The organism is Dickeya chrysanthemi NCPPB 402, assembly GCF_000406105.1.
GTDB classification, from domain to species: Bacteria; Pseudomonadota; Gammaproteobacteria; order Enterobacterales; family Enterobacteriaceae; genus Dickeya; species Dickeya chrysanthemi.
Genome location: NZ_CM001974.1, coordinates 1477163 through 1495765, shown reverse-complemented (window position 1 = coordinate 1495765; position 18603 = coordinate 1477163). Strand labels below are relative to the sequence as shown.

The window sequence follows — 18603 nt, the reverse complement described above, 5'->3', positions numbered from 1 at the left end:
ACTCTTTTACGAGTACTAATTCTATTAGATGAATAAATTACTCACTTAACTACTGCTGGAACAATAATTTATGCTCTTTAATGACATATCACCTCTTATTCAAGACGATTGCTTTTTGACATTAAAAGAATGGATAAATGACAGAGATATCATTTTAAAAATAGAAGGGTTATCTGTTAGCGGATCGATTAAAATCAAGCCGGCACTTTATATGCTTGAAGAGCTTGAACGTAGAGGGATATTAAAGAAGGGCAATAAAATTATCGAAAGTTCATCAGGAAATCTTGGCATTGCATTAAGTATGATTTGTGCATGGAAAGGGTATACTTTCATTTGCGTCGGAGATCCCAATATGTCTCCTGTTGCAGCAAAAACTATAGCAGCTTATGGTGGAGAGCTGATTACGGTAACCGAGAGAGATAACCAAGGCGGTTATCTTGGGACCAGAATAGCCCATATAAAAGAAAAATAAAAAACGATAGTAATATTATTTGGATAAATCAGTATGAAAACAAAAATAATGTTAACGCCCATTATTATACAACTGGAAGGCATATTCTTCAGAAAATATCAAATCCCGATTATGTTTTTATCGGAGCGGGTACCACCGGAACATTGGGTGGAGTATCCCGCTATTTAAAAGAACATTCGCCATCAACAAAAATAATCGCCGTTGACACATATGGCTCTATTACATTTGGTGGTTGCAGTGCAAAAAGAAGGATCCCGGGATTGGGTACAAGCTATCCACCTGATATTCGAAGATACTCAGTATTTGATGAGTTAATCTATGTAGATGAAGCCGCTACTATACAAGCATGCCATGACCTTTCCAGGCATGGGTTACTTTTAGGTGGATCAACTGGAACCGTATTGGCTGCCATTCGCTTAATGCAAGACCGGATAAATCCGGGGGATACAGTGGTGGCTATATCTCCTGATATGGGAGATAAATATCTTGACACAATATATAACCCTGACTGGGTAAACCAATATTACCAATGAGGTAAAAATGAAAAATGATTTTTATGTCATCACATCAGCTGATGTACACTCATGGCTATCAAAAAACAAAAAAGAAATATCAACTATCGTGAAAGAAAGTTACTGTTTATTTCATGATGGAAAAATAACCAACCCTGACAGCTATTTCCTTCGATTCCCTGATAGTGAAAAAAACAGAATCATAGCTTTACCAGCATCCATCAACACCGATGAAGGCAGTTGTGGTATCAAATGGATAAGCAGTTTCCCAGAGAACCTTAAAGATGGGCTGAATCGGGCTTCGGCCGTTATTATCCTGAATGATAGGAAAACAGGGTATCCTATCGCATGCATCGAAGGCAGCCAAATAAGCGCCATCAGAACCGCAGCATCTGCAGTTGCCGGAGCTGAATATCTGCATGATAAGAAAAATCATATCGAGCGTCTCGGTATCATTGGAACTGGCCTTATCTCTTTTCATATTCTGGAGTACTTTCTGAACTCAGGATGGAGTATTAAAAACATTCTCGTTAATGATACTTCTCACGATAAGTGCTCATCCTTTATAGATAAATGCCAGTCAATGACCAATATACCCGTTGAGTCAGCAACAATAGCCAATACTATTACACGCTCGGATATGATTGTTTTTGCTACATCAGCAGTGGCGCCACATATCCACGATCATAACCTATTCTCTCACAACCCAACACTGTTACATATTTCACTCAGGGATCTGGGTGAAAATGTTATTTTGAATGCTGACAATTATGTTGATGATCACAATCATGCTGTAAAGGCAAAAACGTCTTTACATATAGCACAAGAAGCTAGCGGGAGAACCGACTTCATAAAAGGTAATATTGCCGACTTGATCAAAGGATCAGTCATACCGAATTATCAGCGCCCAAGGATATATTCACCCTTTGGTATGGGTATGCTGGATATTGCGTTAGCTACTCGTATACTGAATGAAATGAAAATAAGTTCCTCATTGGTTATTGATAATTTTCATCCTATACCGCTATTTGACTGATCCGCTTAATCATGCCCTTATAACAAGTCGATTGCTCCAGTAAGGGCATCATATTAAGTGCAACCTCACATTATTGACATGGCAATTTTCCCCCCACGCTCTATGCTATGACGAGTCAGGGACAAACGACGACGCAGTGCGCGCCGACGTTATCCTGGTGATTTTCTTTTCACACAAAAAGGACAACACCATGAATCAAATAAAATTATTAGGTATTGTCGGCAGCCTGCGCAAAGCCTCTGCCAACCGGGGATTGTTGCGTGCCGCGCAGTCGGTACTGCCCGCGTATGCCACGCTGGAGATTGCCGACCTGCTGGATGTACCGTTTTATAACGCCGATTTGACCGAAGTACCTGAGTCTGTACAACGCATCGCCAATCAAGCCAGTGAGGCGGATGGCTTCGTGTTTGCCTGTACTGAATACAATTATTCGATGGCGCCGGCACTGAAAAATATTCTGGACTGGTTATCCCGCCTGCCGGATACCACCATTCTGAGCGGCAAACCGGCAGCGCTGATGGGAGCCGGCGGCGGTATGGGCACCTCGCGGGCGCAGTATCATTTACGCCAGAGTTGCGTCTACCTGAATATTCATGTGTTGAACAAGCCGGAAGTCTTCGCTAACGCCTTTGCCGGTGGTTTCGACGAGCAAGGCAACCTGAAAGATGAAAACATCACCGTTCTGATCGCCGGGCAAATGAATGCGCTGGTCGATGAGATCGGGCTCAGAAGATAACACATCCTTTCATCAGGCTACCGCCCACTGTCGGGCGGCAGTCGCTTATGCCGCCGTTCCCACCTTCATCAGCGCTTCGCTGGCCACCGTCAGCGCCGGATAGCGACAAAAACGCACCACTTCCCCCACCACCAGCAAACTGGGCGACTGCGGTTGATAACGTGCCATCAGCGCGGGCAAGGTCGCGAGCGTCGCGGTCATCACGCGTTGTTCCGGCTGCGTCCCCCGCTCGATAATCGCCAGCGGCGTACCGGCGGGCAGGCCATGAGCCATGAGCTTCTGGCACAGACGGCTGGCATGACTCAGCCCCATATAAAACACCAGCGTTTGCTGGCCTGCGCCGAGCGTTTCCCAGTCCAGTTGCGGCTCGCCGTCACGGGCATGGCCGGTGATAAATCGTACCGACTGGGCACAATCCCGGTGCGTCAACGGCAACCCTACCGCCGCCGCACAACCGGTGGCGGCAGTAATCCCCGGCACCACATGGCAACGGACGCCCTGCCGATGCAGATAATCCATCTCCTCGCCGCCGCGCCCGAAAATAAACGGGTCGCCGCCTTTTAAGCGCACGACGCGTTGCCCGGCTTGCGCCAGTTCCATCAACAGTTGATTGATTTGCGGTTGCGGCAGCGCGTGGTTGCCCTGCTGCTTGCCGACATCGATGCGCAAGGTCTCCGGTTGTAACAACGCCATGATATCGGCGGAAACCAGCCGGTCATGCACCACCACATCCGCCTGCTGAATCGCCCTCAGCGCTTTGATAGTCAGTAATTCGGCGTCGCCCGGACCGGCCCCCACCAGCCAGACATCGCCTGCCAGCAGCGGCTGGCGTTGATGGCCACGCGCCATCAGCGTATTCAGAGTAGGGTTCATGTTGTCACTCCTTAATCCGGGCGCGGCTCAGCCCGCCCGACGCAATGTATCCGGCGTCGCATACTGTTGCAGCAACGCCTTCAGTTCCGGTATGCAGGACCCGCAATTGGTCCCGCATTGCAGGTGTTCCCCCAGTTGCGCCACGCTGTGACAGCCCTGACGGATGGCATCGACAATGCGCTGCTCACCAACCGCGAAACAGCTGCAAATGGTCGCACCCTGCGGTATTTCCCCCTGCGGCGCACAACCTGCCAGCAATGCCAGTCTGTCCGGCGTATGTTGCGGCGGCGAGGCAAACGCCGCCAGCACCGCCTCACGCGCCAGTTGCGGACGATGCGCCCCCACATAAAGCGCCACGGCGACCTGCTCGCCCTGCCAGCCAACCGCATGAAACAACCGGTCATCCCCCTGCGCCTGCTGAAATTCAACGTCGCTCAGGTCATATTGCCGGGTCAGCCAGTCGAGCCAGTGTTCCGGCGTGCGTTCGCCGGCAATCACGTAATGCGACACCCCGTCGGCGGTAATCCGGCTCCAGTAGCCGCAGTCCGGCGTTGCCGCGTCGCCGCGGACAAACAGCTCGCCGAACCAGACGGCGGGCCAGCGCTGAATGCGTACCCGCGACTGTTTGCTTTCCGGCTGCCCGGAATAGGGATCGGTCACCGCCGCGACCAGGCTGTCGACACGCGCCTGTGTGCTGAACTGCCGGTTCCAGTGCATAGGAACAAAAATGCTGCCGAGTTGCTGACCGCGTTGGACCTGCGCCCGCGCCAGCATCCAGCCCGAACCGGCGCTGATGCGCACCAGCTCGCCATCATGCACGCCGGCGTTTAGTGCATCCTGCGGATGCAGGTCGCAGTAAGGTTCCGGCAGATGCCGCATCAGGCGTGCGGCCTTGCCGGTGCGGGTCATGGTGTGCCACTGGTCACGCACCCGGCCGGTATTGAGCACCAGTGGATACGCCGGCGACGGTGGATTGACCGGCAATTGCGGGGTGATTGCCAGCAGCCGCGCCTTACCGTCCGGATGCCAGCAGCGACCGTCGGTATACAACCGTGCGGTACCGCCATCGGCATGCGTGGTCACCGGCCACTGCACCGGGGCAAGTTGTTGCCATTGCTCATCGCTGAGCATCGCCAGCGCGCTGATGTCGAAAGCGCGCTGGCCCTGATTCTCAAACCCGGACAAGGCGGCGTGTTCACGAAAGATCTGCGCCGGATGGCGGTAATCAAATGCGTCGCCGAACCCCATACGTGTTGCGACCTGCGACACAATCCACCAGTCTGCCTTCGCTTCGCCCGGCGCGGGCAGGAATGCACGCTGGCGGGAAATACGCCGTTCAGAATTGGTCACCGTGCCGTCTTTTTCCCCCCACGCCAGCGCCGGCAATAGGATGTCGGCACATTCCGTGGTGTCGGTGTGGCGCATTACGTCGGAGACGATCACCAACGGGCAACGCAACAGCGCCTGCCGCACCCGGTCTGCTTCCGGCATAGACACCACCGGGTTGGTGCCCATTACCCACACCGCCTTCACCTGCCCGGCTTCGATGGCACGGAATAGATCCACCGCCATCAGCCCCGGTGCCGACGCAACCCGGTCACTGCCCCAGAAACGGCCGACCCGCGCCACCTCTTGCGGGCTAAACCCCATGTGCGCCGCCAGTTGATTCGCCAGCCCGCCCACTTCACGGCCACCCATCGCATTCGGCTGACCGGTAATCGAAAACGGACCGCATCCGGCCCGGCCGATACGGCCGCTGAACAGATGCGCGTTGATAATCGCGTTGCATTTGTCGCTGCCGGACGCAGACTGGTTAATGCCCTGCGAATAGAGCGTCACCACCTTGTCGGTCTCGCTGAACCACTGGTAGAAGCAGGCCACGTCCTCGTGCCGTAACCGGCAGAATTCAGCTACCCGCTCTGGCGTCCACTCATCGGCGGCCGCCAGCGCCGCCTCCACCCCGCTAAGCGCGTCGGGCGGCGGCACGTTCTGCTGCGCCAGCCAGCGCAGCAATCCGTTGAACAACCCGGCATCACTGCCGGGCGCCAGCGGCAGATGTAAGTCCGCCGCATCGCAGGTGGCGGTCCAGCGTGGGTCCACCACCACCACCCGCATGTGCGGGCGCTGCTGTTTGGCCTGCATCAGCCGTTGATACGCCACCGGGTGTGCCCAGGCGGTGTTGGAGCCGACCAGCACCACCAGATCCGCCTGCTCGATATCCTCGTAGTTACACGGCACCGCATCGGCGCCCAGCGCCCGTTTGTAGCCGATAACCGCCGAAGCCATGCACAACCGGGAATTGGTGTCCATGTTGGCGCTGCCGATGAATCCTTTCATCAGCTTGTTGGCGACGTAGTAGTCTTCAGTCAGCAACTGCCCTGAACCGTAAAACGCCACCGCCTGCGGGCCGTGCTGCGCAATGATATCGCCGAGCGACTGCGCGACCCGGTCCAGCGCCTGCTCCCAACCGACACGATGCCCGTCAACCAGCGGCCACAACAGCCGCCCTTGCAGGCTCAGCGTGTCGCCGAGCGCCGAACCTTTGACGCACAACCGCCCTTGATTGGCCGGGTGCCGGCTGTCGCCTTCAATGGTCACCCTCCCGTCCGGTTGCGCAGTGGCAATCACTCCGCAACCCACGCCGCAGTAAGGACAGGTGGTGCGGCAGCCGCTCATAACACCTCCGCCATGTCGGCCGCGACCACGCTTATCGGCTCAGCGGCCACCCAGATCCGATCCTGCACGATGCGCACCGGCCAGGCACGTACCCGCAGTTGGCTGTCATCCGGGCTGACGCCGTCACGCAGGCGCAGACGTTTTTTGTACAACGGCGAAATCACCACCGGCTCGCCCGCCACGTCGCCGACAATGCCGCGCGACAGCACGTTGGCGCCACTGCCCGGCTCCAGATTGTCGAGCGCGAATACGCGCGCCGCCTGCCCCGGTTGCGCGGCCGGGAGATGGAACAACGCCACCTGTTGATGCCCGACGCGCGCCGCCATCCCCGCATTCGCCGGAATATCGCTGAGGAAACCGACGCACTGCCAGCCATCGGTGCCAGACGCATCGGATGCGGTGGTCGGCTTTTTCTCTTCCGGGCGCGCCGGGCGAATCTGACCGCGTTCCGGCACCATCACCACCGCTTCATCCGGGGTATCGCTGTTAAGGAAGGCGCGGAACAATGCGCGGTTTTCGTCATGCGCCAGCGTGGTCTGCCACTCGCACTGGTAGCTGTCGATAACATGGCGCATCTCGCTTTCCAGCTCATCGGCAACCCCCAGACTGTCGTCGATCACCACCTGACGCAGGTAGTCGACGCCGCCTTCCAGATTATCCAGCCAGACGCTGGTGCGCTGGAGCCGGTCCGCGGTACGGATGTAAAACATCAGCAGGCGGTCGATAAACCGGAACAGCGTCTCGGTATCCAGATCACTGGCGAACAGGTCGGCATGACGCGGTTTCATACCGCCATTGCCGCACACATACAGGTTCCAGCCCTTGTCGGTGGCGATCACGCCGATGTCTTTACCCTGCGCTTCGGCGCATTCACGAGTACAGCCGGAAACCGCCATCTTGAGCTTGTGCGGCGAGCGCAGCCCTTTGTAACGGTGCTCCAGCGCAATCGCCAGCCCGGTGGAATCCTGCACGCCATAACGGCACCAGGTGGAACCGACGCAGGATTTCACGGTACGCAGCGACTTGCCGTAGGCATGACCGGTTTCAAAGCCGGCGTCGATCAGTTCCTGCCAGATAGCCGGCAATTGCTCCAGTCGCGCACCGAACAAGTCGACCCGCTGGCCGCCGGTGATTTTGGTGTACAGGTGATAGCGTTCCGCCACCTGCCCAATCGCAATCAAGCCTTGCGGGGTTATCTCACCACCGGGGATACGCGGCACTACCGAGTAGGTACCGTCCTTTTGGATGTTGGCCAGAAAACGGTCATTGGTATCCTGCAACGGCACGTGTTCAGGTTTCAGTACATAGTCGTTCCAGCAGGATGCCAGCATCGAGCCGACCAACGGCTTACAAATTTCACACCCTAATCCATGACCATGACGGGCGATCAACTCGCCGAAACTGTGAATGCGGTTAACGCGGATCAGGTGGTACAACTCCTGACGCGAATAAGCGAAATGTTCGCAGATATCTTTTTTCACCTCGATGCCCGACTGCTGCAACCGGTATTCCATCACCTGCTTGAGCAGCGGTACACAGCCGCCGCAGCCGGTGCCGGCCTTGGTACAGGCTTTCAGCGACTCCAGATCGGTGCAACCGTTGTCTACCGCCGCAAAAATATCCGCTTTACTGACGTTGTGGCAGGAGCAAATCTGTGCGCTGTCCGGCAGCGCCGCCACACCCAACCCTTTCGGGGCGGCACCGTCCAGCGCTGGCAGAATCAGGCTTTCCGGGTGCGCGGGTAACGTCATGTCGTTGAGTTTCATCTGCAACAGCGTGCTGTAATCGCTGCTGTCGCCCACCAGCACCGCGCCCAGCAGCCGTTTGCCGTCCGCCGAGACGATGATTTTTTTGTAAACCTGGTTCGGCTCGTCGTTCCACTGATAACTCTGGCTGCCTTCGGTCTTGCCGTGCGCATCGCCGATCGAGGCCACATCCACCCCTAACAGCTTGAGTTTGGTGCTCATGTCAGCACCGGTAAAAGACTGCTCCTGCTGTTCCTGCTGCGCCGACCGGGCCAGTTGGGCGGCGACGGTGCGCGCCATCTGGTAGCCCGGCGCCACCAACCCGAAGATCTGCCCTTGCCATACCGCACACTCGCCGATGGCGAAGATAGCGTCATCCGAGGTCTGGCAATGATCGTCAATCACGATGCCGCCGCGCGTGCCTATCTCCAGCCCGGCCTCACTCGCCAGCCGAACGCGTGGGCGAATACCGGCGGAAAACAGTATCAGATCGGTTTCCAGCGACGAGCCATCGGCAAAGTTCATGCGGTGACGCGCCTGCTCACCTGCCGTAATGGCGAGCGTTTCTTTGCTGGTGTGCACATGCAGGCCCAACGCTTCAATTTTGCGCCGCAGCAACTGTGCGCCGCCATCATCCAGTTGCACCGCCATCAACCGGGGCGCGAACTCTACCACATGGGTCTCCAGCCCCAGTTGGCGCAGCGCATTGGCCGCTTCCAGCCCCAGCAGACCGCCGCCGACCACCACGCCGCTGCGCGATTCGCGCGCGTAGTCGGCAATCGCATCCAGATCGTCCAACGTGCGATAGACCAGACAGCCGGGGCGATCATTGCCTTTGATCGGCGGTACAAACGCATAGGAGCCGGTTGCCAGCACCAGGCGATCGTAAGGCATTTCCTGACCGTTCGCGTCGCGCACGCAGCGGCGCTGACGATCGACAGCCATCACCTGACAGCCGGTACGCAGCTCAATACCGCTCTGCTCGAAAAAACCTTCACTGACCATCGACAGCGATTCGGCGCTGCGACCGGCAAAATACTCGGACAAATGTACCCGGTCATAGGCCGGGTGGCGCTCCTCACCAAACACCACCACGTGATACTGTTGGTGCAGGTTGCGCTCCACCAGTTGCTCCAGAAAGTGGTGACCGACCATGCCGTGCCCCACTACCACCAATACGGGTTTACTCATGACAGAAATCCTTACGGCTTCAGGCCGACTGTCTACTTCAGGAAAAGAAAGACCAAACAAAAGCGACGACGGCGCCGATGGCAGCCTGGCCTCCATGGCCGCCAGCAGTTGCGGACTGTCGCTGACATGACCGAACAACAGCGCACCGCATAACCGATCGTCGCGGAATATCAGACGGCGGTAATGACCGCCGAGCGGGTCCGACAAGGTGTGGAGCCGATCACCCGGCTGCGGGTGCAGTTCGCCTGCGCTCACCACGTCAATCCCGGTGACTTTCAGCCGGGTGGCCAGTGCCGTCGGCGTGTAATCCGCTACCGGCTGCCCTGCCAGTCTGGCAGCCAGTACATCCGCCTGCGCCAGACAGGGCGCTACCAACCCTACCGTCTCCCCGTTCACCTCCGCGCATTCGCCGAACGCGCTGATGTATTCATCGGTGGTACGTAACTGGCCGTCCACCACAATGCCGCGCCCGCACGGCAGGCCGCTGTCGCGAGCCAGCTCACATACCGGCTGTACACCGGTCGCCACCACCACCAGACCGGCGGGAAGACGTGTACCGTCCGCCAGCGCCACCGCTTCGACCTGGCCGCTCCCGCGCCTTTCATTACCGATAAACGACTGGATCTGTACACCGGTCAGGCAACGAATGCCGCGTTCGTGCAGACGGGCGCACAGCAGGTCGCTGGCGACATCGTCAAGTTGGCGCTCCATCAGCCGGGGGTGGCGGTGCAGCAACGTCACCGTGGCGCCTTGTAAGCGCAACGCGGCGGCAGCCTCAATACCCAGCAATCCGCCGCCTACCACCACCACCGGCTTGCCCTGCCTTACCGCCGCCCACATCCGCTCGACGTCATCCATAGTGCGAAAGCCGGTCACGCCCGGCAGGTTGATGCCCGGCAACGGCGGCATCAACGGACGTGAACCGGTCGCCAGCACCAGCTGGTCATACGCCAGACGGCGGCGATCGGTGATGACCTCCCGTGTCGCCCTGTCGATACGCGCTACCGACTCGCCGGTCAGTACCGTCACGTCCATCGCCTCGGGCGCGGACTCCAATTGCGTCTCTTCAAATTTTTTTTCGCCCCCCAGCACCGAGGAGAGCAGCACGCGGTTATAGCTGGCGCGCGGCTCGCTATCGATGAGGGTGATGCGGTAGCGTTGCGCGGCAAGCTGCCCCAGTTTCTTTACCAGCCGGGCGCTGGACAGGCCGTTACCGATGACAACCAGATGCGCGATCATCGTTTCCTCCCGTCAAGCCGCGTGCGGCTGTTTCTCGTAGAGGAAATGCAGCACCTGCTGGCGGTACTGGTGATAACGCGGGTCATCCGCCAGCGCCACGCGGGAACGCGGTCGTTCCAGCGCCACCGTCATGATTTCTCCCACGGTGGCGGCCGGGCCGTTGGTCATCATCAGCACTCGGTCGGAAAGCAGCACCGCTTCATCCACGTCGTGGGTAATCAGCACGATGGTGGTATTCAGTCGCTGCTGAATATCCATGACGGCATCCTGCAAATGGGCGCGGGTCAGCGCGTCCAGCGCACCGAACGGTTCGTCCATCAGCAGCACCTTGGGTTTCATCGACAGCGCGCGAGCGATGCCCACCCGCTGCTTCATGCCGCCGGAAATCTCGTGCGGGCGCTTGTTCAGCGCGTGCCCCATGTGCACCAGTTCGAGGTTATGGACAATCCATTCGTGCATTTCGGCCTTGCCCATCTGACCGCGAAACACCTGTTTCACCGCCAGCGCCACGTTGTCGTAGGTGGTGAGCCACGGCAGCAGCGAATGGTTCTGGAATACCACCGCCCGCTCCGGCCCCGGACCGTCGATTTCACGGTTGTCGCACAGCAGACCGCCGCGGGTCGGCAGCGTTAACCCGGCAATCAGGTTGAGCAGCGTCGATTTGCCGCAGCCGGAGTGCCCAATCAGACTCAGGGTTTCCCCGGCATGAATATCGAAACTCACGTTATCGAGCGCCACGAACGAGCCGCTGGCGGTGGAGAAACGCTGGCTCACCTGCTGAATACGGATAATCGGTTGATTACGCATCGTTTTCTCCTTAACGGGTTTCATAGCTGAAGCGTTTGGCCAGCAACATCAGCCCTTGCTCAAGTAACAGCCCGACCACGCCAATCACCAGAATCGCGATGATGATGTTGGGCACATTGAGGTTGTTCCACTCGTTCCAGATCCAAAAACCGATGCCGATGCCGCCGGTCAGCATTTCCGCCGCCACGATCACCAGCCAGGCGATACCGATCGACAACCGCACCCCGGTCAGCACGCTCGGCAATACCGCCGGCAGCAGGATTTTGCGCATGATGGTGAATTCGGACAGCTTCAATACCCGCGCTACATTCAGGTAATCCTGCGGGATCTGGCGCACTCCTTCGGCGGTGTTGAGGATCATCGGCCAGATCGAGCAGATGAAAATGGTCCAACTGGATGCCGGTTCGGCACGCTGAAACAGCAGCAGGCCGATGGGCAGCCACGCCAATGGGCTGACCGGACGCAACAGCGAAATAATCGGGTTGAACATCGCCGCCATAAACCGGAAACGGCCAATCAGGAAACCGGCGGGAATGCCCACCAGCGCCGCCAGCCCGAAACCAATACCGACACGCTCCAGCGACGCCAGCACGTTCCAGCCGATACCCTGATCGTTAGGCCCGGCCACGTAAAAGGGCTCGGCAAAAATGCTTTGTGCTGCCAGCCAGGTCTGCCACGGCGTCGGGAAACCTTTGCTGCTCAATGCCGCGATTTGCCAGACCGCCAACAGCAACAACATACCGAGTCCTCCCGGCAGCAACCGGGACAGCCCGTTGCTCAGGCGCTGCCGCCAGACAGGGCGCGGCGCTGTTACCGCCGGTTCATCTGCCGGCGGTATGGTTGCCGCTTCGGGTAACGCCACCACGACGGCATCGGTGGCGGCGCTTGTTTTTTCCGGTTCAGCGTCAGGGACGATCGAAAGAATCTGGGCTTGCGTTTTCATGGTCGCTCTCCGTTACTTTTTCACGCTGACATTCACGCTGAAGCTGTTGGCATAACCGGCCGGATCGCTGCCGTCCCACCGCTTACCGTCAATCAATACGCTGCTGCGCATCTCGCCGGACGGCAACGGCACGTTACCGACCGCGCCGGCCGCCTGTTTGTAGATATCAATGCGGTTGACCTGACGGGCTACCGCCTGATAATCCGGCTCCTGCGTCAGCAGGCCCCAACGTTTGTGCTGGGTGAGAAACCACATCCCGTCGGACAAATACGGGAAGTTCACTTCGCCGTCGTGGTAGAAGCGCATGGCGTGCGCATCCTGCCAGCGTTTACCGGCGCCGTTGTCGTATTGCCCCAACATGCGCCCGACAATCGTCTCCTCCTGGGTATTGACGTAGGCCCGCCCGGCGATGACGCGCGCGGTTTCGCGCCGGTTATCGTCCGAGCTGTCTATCCAGCGCGAAGCTTCCAGCACTGCCGCCGTCAATGCCCGTGCGGTGTTAGGGTTAGCGTTTACCCAGGCGGCGCTGGTGCCGAGGACTTTCTCCGGATGATCCGGCCAGATCTCCTGCGACGTGGCGGCGGTAAAGCCAAGGCCATCGGTAATCGCGCGTTGGTTCCAGGGCTCGCCGACGCAGAAACCGCTCATGTTGCCGATCTTCATGTTCACCACCATTTGCGGCGGCGGCACCACCACGGTGCGCACGTCGTCAAACGGGTTGATGCCGGCGGCGCCCAGCCAGTAGTAGAGCCACATGGCGTGGGTGCCGGTGGGGAACGTCTGGGCGAAGGTGTACGTCCCGGCCGGACTGGCTGATATAAACTTTTTCAGGCTGGCGGCATCCGTCACGCCCGCTTCGCGCAGCGTGTTGGACAGGGTGATCGCCTGGCCGTTGTTGTTGAGGGTCATCAACGCCGCCATGTTGTGCTGCGGCCCCGACGTACCGGCCTGCAAGCCGTACAACAACCCATAGAGCACGTGGGCGGCGTCCAGTTCACCCGACACCAGCTTGTCGCGCACCGCCGCCCAGCTCGCTTCCTTACTCGGCACAAGGGTGATGCCGTATTTCTTATCAAACCCTTTGACCGACGCCATCACCACCGAAGCGCAATCCGTCAGCGGAATAAAACCGACGCGCACCTCTTTTTGTTCCGGAGCATCTGAACCGGCGGCCCAGGCACTGTTCATTATCCCAGGCATTCCCGGCAGCAGCATGGCACCGCCCAGCGCGGCGCTCCCCATCAGAAACCGGCGACGGGACAACATGGGTATTGGGTTATCAGTTTTGTTATCGGTTGTGGAATCACTCATCAACGACACCTCGGCAACCCGCCTTTCGGCGGCAAAAACAAAAAGGCGCCCATAAGCCATGCGAAAAATCGCACGCTTATGGGCGCCTTTGCCCAGCGTCTTCCCGCGCCGCCATTGGCACGGAAAAGCCGCAGTGAATTGTTACCGGAGATGAAGCAAGGGATGTGCCAACCTGCCAGATATCCCTATGACCGAACAGTGCATTGAGTAGACTGTCCATGCCGCGCCGACTCGCCGACGTGTCCCGATGGGGCTATTTTGCTCGCCGGCGGCGTAGCAAATATTGAGCTGGATCAATTCAGCCGGGATATCCGACAGATTGGAAAACCAGCCGGGTATCGAAGCGGAGCCTCACTTTGCCGCGGGGTTGCCGCCTGCAACTGCACTGTTATCTGGCACCGGGCGCACATTTTATGTGCATTCCGTGCACGACGATGTCGCGCTGCTCCCGTCAGGGGCCTTCCTGAAATACATCGGCCACCGCCAGCATCGCGGTAGCAATCTCGATGAGTTTTTTGTTCTGGTTCATCGCCATGCGGCGCAGGGTTTTATAAGCGTCCTCCTCGCTCAAGCCCCGATGCTGCATCAATAACCCTTTGGCCCGGTCGATTTGGCGACGCTCATCCAGCGTCGCACGCATCGCCGCCAGTTCATGATCCAGCGCCTGCAATCGCCGCGTCTGCTGCTGCACCAGCGACAACAACGAACGGCCCAGTTGTGGCCGCACGCCGTCGCTGTCCAGCCAGCCGCCTTGCCCGCTCCGGCTCTGCTCCACCTCTGAATGGGCGATAAATACCGAATAGCTGTGATCTTCTCCCTGCTGCATCGCCATCAGGCCGGCGACGTCGGCTTGTTGATCAAGGCAGGCTTGTTCGGCCGCGGCGATACGATCACGGCACAGTTGCATCAACGTCTGCGCCAGTTGGTCTTCTATTTGTTTCATGGCATCGATTCGCGCCGTCGCCAGCGCGAACCATTGCAAACCGCCGTCCGGCGACAGATTATCCGGCACCCGGGTGCAGGCGACGCGGCGCAACCGCTCAAACTCCCGGTCGGTCGCCAGCGATTGCCAGCGTTCCCGACTGGCGTCGTCGGCAAAATGGGTAAAGGTATCGAAGCAACGCTCCTGACGGTCGATCAAATCCAGCAACGTCTGCTGAACGCTGACCGGGAACTCACCGGCGGCAAACGCCGCCGCGCCGACCGCCCGCTCCTGCCCGGCCAGCTCCTTACCCTGCATAAAGCTGAACATCGCCACCAGCGCACGGGCAATCATCGGCTCCGCTGCGGTATCCGACACTTCAAACACCAGCGTCAGCAGGTGGCGAATGCTGTCGTTAAATACCGTCATCACATCCGACTGCGGTAACGCACGCTGACGCATCTGCTGGCGCATCGACGGCAACAGCCCCAGGGTATACACCACGCTGGCGACACGGCTGAACAACCGGCTGGCTTGCGGCAGCAGGCTGGCACGCTGCGCCAGGTCATCCAGTTGTGCCATAAACTGCGATTCGGCCTGTTGTACATCCTGCTCGCGTTGCGATAACTCATCGGCACACAGCCGCCCATCCGAGCACAGGAACAGGTTGGATGTTCCTCGTTCCCGTTGCAGCATGTGCACCAGTTGACTGATGCGCCCCACCAGTTCGCCGCTTTGCAGCAGCCCGCGCAGGCTGTTCAGCTCACACTGACGCGATGCCATCAGAAAACGAATTGTCGTTGAAGGGTCCGCTATCATTCTCTCTTCTCTCCATACGGCATCGAATACCACCATGCCGTCATACCGCCATGAAGGGTATTTTCCATGCAAAACCCTTGCCTCATCAGGCCCGCGCCTGACAAACCGTAGACCATTTTAGCATAGTGAGAACGCGTACCGCCCTTGCCCGACACGGCGCTCAACCTGAGTGCCGTCAAAGAAATACCCGCTGATTCGAGCAGAGTCACGGAAAACTCATCAATATTATTGGAGGATATCGGGCTATATCCCGCTATCGCTCGGGGTCCCCCTCTATTTTCATAAGCCAGGGAGATAGTATGAGGCATTGGATGAAATGTACGGCCGGGCTACTGGCGTTCATCGCACTGGCCGCCTATGGGGAAGGCCCCGTTGCCCCTTGTGGCGATAGCGCCGTCGCGTCCTGGGCCCAAGGTATTGAACATCAACGCAAGGCGGATTTGGCTAACGGCTGCTATCTCAATCCGATTATGTCCGGCGATCATCCCGACCCGACTATCCTGAAAGACGGCCATGACTATTACATGACCTTCTCATCTTTTGATGCCATTCCCGGTCTGGTTATCTGGCATTCGCAGGATCTGATTAACTGGCAGCCGGTCGGCCCGGCGGTCACGACGCCGGTAGATTCTATCTGGGCACCGGAACTGGTGAAGCACAACGATAAGTACTACCTCTACTTTATTACCAATAAGACCGACCCGGTTTCCGGCGCCAAAACCAAGAAATTCTATGTGATTACCGCCGATAACATCCGCGGAGCCTGGACGCCGCCACGTGAGATCGTGGTTAAAAACGATAAGGGCGGCAACGGCGCCACCAGCGATCCCGGCCACGCCGTCGGTGAAGACGGCAAACGCTACATTTTTATGTCCGGCGGTGTTCGCGTGCAACTGCGGGACGATGGTCTCTCGGTTGCCGACGGCGAGGCCGGTATCGCTAAAACGGTATACGCCGGCTGGCAATATCCGGAGGAATGGGATGTAGAAAGTTTTTCGCAGGAAGGGCCAAAGATGCTCAAGCATGGCGATTACTTCTACATGGTGCTGGCTGAAGGCGGCACGGCCGGTCCGCCCACCGGGCATATGGTCATCGCTGCACGATCGCGCTCCATCAACGGTCCCTGGGAAAACTCTCCCTATAACCCGATTATCCGCACGCAGAGCGCGAGCGAAAAGTGGTGGTCACGCGGCCATGCGACGCTGGTGGAAGGAATGGATGGCCAGTGGTACATGGTTTATCACGGCTATGAAAACAGCTTCATGACGCTGGGACGACAGACGCTGCTGGAGCCGATCACATGGACGGCGGACGGGTGGTTTATCTCCGCCGGTTATGACGTCGGCAAGCCGATTCCCCGCCCCGTCGGCGGCCATGCCGTACCCCATGGCATGGCCTTTTCAGACAGTTTTCGGCCAGCGGTGTTCGACAGCGTCTGGAGTTTCTATATGCCGGGTGAAAATGAAAAAGCGCGGATTCGCTTTGACAACGGCAGCTTGCTTCTGCGCGCCAAAGGCCGCTCTCCTAAAGACACCACGCCCCTGTTTATTAATGCCGGCGATCTCGCTTATCAGGTGGATGTCGAAATAGCGTTTGAACCCAAAGCGCAAGCCGGGCTGCTGTTGTTTTATAGTAACCGTCTGTACGCCGGTTTAGCGTTTAACGCCAACGGGACGGTCATGCACCGTTACGGGCTGGAACGCAACGGCGCCAAAATTGCCGATATCACCGGCAATGCGGTGCATCTGCGACTGGTCAACCGACGTAACATTTTGACGCTTTATACCAGCCCGGATGGCGAAAAATGGACCAAGTACGGCGTACAGATGGAAGTCTCGGGCTACAACCAAAACGTCGGCTACGATTTTCAGGCGTTACGACCGGCTATCTATGCCTCGGGCGAAGGCAATGTACGTTTCTCTCACTTCCGTTATACCGCGCTGCCTTAATGACACGACGGCGTTGTGATGAGCGGTGGTGAAACGTGCCCTATTGCGCCGGCAAAAACCGGCCCGTTAGGTTTACGCCTGGGCAAAGACATTTCCCGGTTTGCCGGTTTGCTCGCCGGCCTGCTGGCGTCGTCGCCGGGTTATGCCGCCGTCGCTGGGTGCGGTCAAAACTGTATCGATTATCTGCGTGAAAAAGACATCAACCTTCACGGGTAGGCCCTATGAAGGTTGATGTCTCTTTACCGGAACCCGGGCTGCATAACCTGCAGCCCGGGTTGATTATTACAGCTGACCGTCGGTGCCGTTACCCCCAGTCGGAGCCGTTTGCGTGATAGGTTCACCCAGCGTTTGTTTGAACCAATTCACGATCTTGTTGATGATCACCGGCTGGAACCAGTTAATATCACCATGACCGGCCCCCTCCAGCAGCAAGTACTCCGCTTTGTTGCCGCCAGCTACCAGCGCTTCATACAGTTGCTTGCTCTGCAACGGTGAAACGACGGTATCCGCGCTGCCGTGCATGATGAGATACGGCGGTTTTTTCCCGTCGATATGCCCCATCGGGCTGGCATTAAGCGCTTTGACCGGGTCGCTGGTAATGGTGGCGCCGGGGAAATCCCCAAATGCCGTGCCATTGACCAACAACGCTTCCGTTACCGCCGGCGAATCATGCACTACGAGCAGGTTTTCGGGAAGGCCTTCGCCAATGCTCAACAAATTGGAAATGCCGTACGCCGAAACCACCGCCTGAACATCCGACGATTTATCCAGAAAGCGCCCTTTATCAAAGTTACGCAGCCCATTCGTGGCACCGGTCATCTGCGCGACATAACCACCGGCGGAATCACCCAACACACCAATTCGGTTCGGGTCAATGCCGTATTCCGCTGCGTGTTCACGCAAGTAACGCACCGCCGATTTGGCATCCTCAATCAGTGCCGGGTATTTCTCGGCCACCACACGATATTCCGCCGCCGCGACGACAAAACCGGCTTCCGCAAGCGCCATACGCACATCAATGTATTTGGCATACGCAGCGGAAGCGAAGCCACCACCGGGGAAATAGACAATCGCCGGTTTAAGTGTCGTCGTACGTGGGACAAGCAACGACATTTGCAACTGCTGTACTTTTTGTATACTTTTAATCTGGGAATAAACGATGTCATTAATCGCATCAATTTGTTGGCGTACTGGTTTAACACGAATAACCTGTGCGCCTTTAGTATATCCCATCAGATTATTAACACTGGTTGAATTAGCCATAATAAATGAGTCCTTAAATGATTTAGAGAAAATATTTTACAATCGCCTGTCAGGCGATAATTCCTGATAGCCATATTTCACCATTTCCCGAATATACCCGTCATACTTC

Annotated in this window: 14 protein-coding genes; 6 read left to right on the top strand and 8 right to left on the bottom strand. The window is 57.6% G+C overall.

Features of this window, described 5'->3' with window-relative positions:
* Positions 1–70 precede the first annotated feature (70 nt).
* The 4 genes from DCH402_RS23260 (at position 71) to DCH402_RS06785 (ending at position 2756) form a co-directional block, all read left to right on the top strand.
* Positions 71–472, top strand: coding sequence for a pyridoxal-phosphate dependent enzyme (locus tag DCH402_RS23260; RefSeq protein WP_267879510.1), 402 nt, complete (start codon positions 71–73; stop codon positions 470–472).
* Positions 469–1005: a pyridoxal-phosphate dependent enzyme gene (locus DCH402_RS23255; protein ID WP_324607071.1), complete on the top strand. Its 537-nt coding sequence runs from the start codon at positions 469–471 to the stop codon at positions 1003–1005. Before DCH402_RS23260 ends, DCH402_RS23255 begins: the two co-directional genes overlap by 4 nt.
* A gap of 7 nt (positions 1006–1012) precedes the next feature.
* Complete coding sequence (sbnB, locus tag DCH402_RS06790; protein ID WP_040000438.1) at positions 1013–2020, top strand: 2,3-diaminopropionate biosynthesis protein SbnB; 1008 nt, start codon at positions 1013–1015, stop codon at positions 2018–2020.
* A 190-nt stretch (positions 2021–2210) separates the two neighbouring features.
* Positions 2211–2756 carry an NADPH-dependent FMN reductase gene (locus DCH402_RS06785; RefSeq protein WP_040003443.1) on the top strand — a complete coding sequence of 182 codons (546 nt, stop codon included), beginning with the start codon at positions 2211–2213 and terminating at the stop codon, positions 2754–2756.
* Positions 2757–2801: 45 nt separating this feature from the next.
* Here the strand turns inward: DCH402_RS06785 and cobA are convergent, their stop codons facing one another.
* The 7 genes from cobA to DCH402_RS06750 all read right to left on the bottom strand — a co-directional run bounded on the left by cobA (position 2802) and on the right by DCH402_RS06750 (position 15282).
* Positions 2802–3629 (bottom strand): uroporphyrinogen-III C-methyltransferase, encoded by an 828-nt coding sequence (gene cobA / locus DCH402_RS06780; RefSeq protein ID WP_040000437.1) that lies wholly within the window; start codon positions 3627–3629, stop codon positions 2802–2804.
* A gap of 27 nt (positions 3630–3656) precedes the next feature.
* Entirely contained in the window at positions 3657–6305 is a 2649-nt protein-coding gene (locus tag DCH402_RS06775; protein ID WP_040000435.1) for a nitrate reductase, read from the bottom strand.
* Complete coding sequence (gene nirB / locus DCH402_RS06770; protein WP_081642135.1) at positions 6302–10480, bottom strand: nitrite reductase large subunit NirB; 4179 nt, start codon at positions 10478–10480, stop codon at positions 6302–6304. The genes DCH402_RS06775 and nirB overlap by 4 nt, the downstream gene beginning before the upstream one ends.
* Positions 10481–10492: 12 nt before the next feature.
* Entirely contained in the window at positions 10493–11287 is a 795-nt protein-coding gene (locus DCH402_RS06765) for an ABC transporter ATP-binding protein (protein ID WP_040000434.1), read from the bottom strand.
* A 10-nt stretch (positions 11288–11297) separates the two neighbouring features.
* Positions 11298–12230: a nitrate ABC transporter permease gene (gene ntrB / locus DCH402_RS06760; protein ID WP_040000433.1), complete on the bottom strand. Its 933-nt coding sequence runs from the start codon at positions 12228–12230 to the stop codon at positions 11298–11300.
* A 12-nt stretch (positions 12231–12242) separates the two neighbouring features.
* The gene (locus tag DCH402_RS06755) at positions 12243–13541 is read right to left on the bottom strand and encodes an ABC transporter substrate-binding protein (protein WP_040003439.1); all 1299 of its coding nucleotides are present in this window, start codon (positions 13539–13541) and stop codon (positions 12243–12245) included.
* Positions 13542–13992: 451 nt separating this feature from the next.
* Complete coding sequence (locus tag DCH402_RS06750; protein WP_040000432.1) at positions 13993–15282, bottom strand: nitrate regulatory protein; 1290 nt, start codon at positions 15280–15282, stop codon at positions 13993–13995.
* Between the two features lie 299 nt (positions 15283–15581).
* On the opposite strand from DCH402_RS06750, the gene DCH402_RS06745 reads away from it, so the two are divergent.
* Both DCH402_RS06745 and DCH402_RS06740 read left to right on the top strand, forming a co-directional pair.
* The gene (locus DCH402_RS06745; protein ID WP_071604677.1) at positions 15582–17231 is read left to right on the top strand and encodes a family 43 glycosylhydrolase; all 1650 of its coding nucleotides are present in this window, start codon (positions 15582–15584) and stop codon (positions 17229–17231) included.
* 18 nt (positions 17232–17249) lie between these two features.
* Positions 17250–17447: a hypothetical protein gene (locus DCH402_RS06740; protein WP_040000430.1), complete on the top strand. Its 198-nt coding sequence runs from the start codon at positions 17250–17252 to the stop codon at positions 17445–17447.
* Positions 17448–17513: 66 nt separating this feature from the next.
* On the opposite strand, the gene DCH402_RS06735 is transcribed toward DCH402_RS06740, so the two are convergent.
* Positions 17514–18494, bottom strand: coding sequence for an alpha/beta hydrolase (locus tag DCH402_RS06735; protein ID WP_012769170.1), 981 nt, complete (start codon positions 18492–18494; stop codon positions 17514–17516).
* Positions 18495–18603 lie beyond the last annotated feature (109 nt).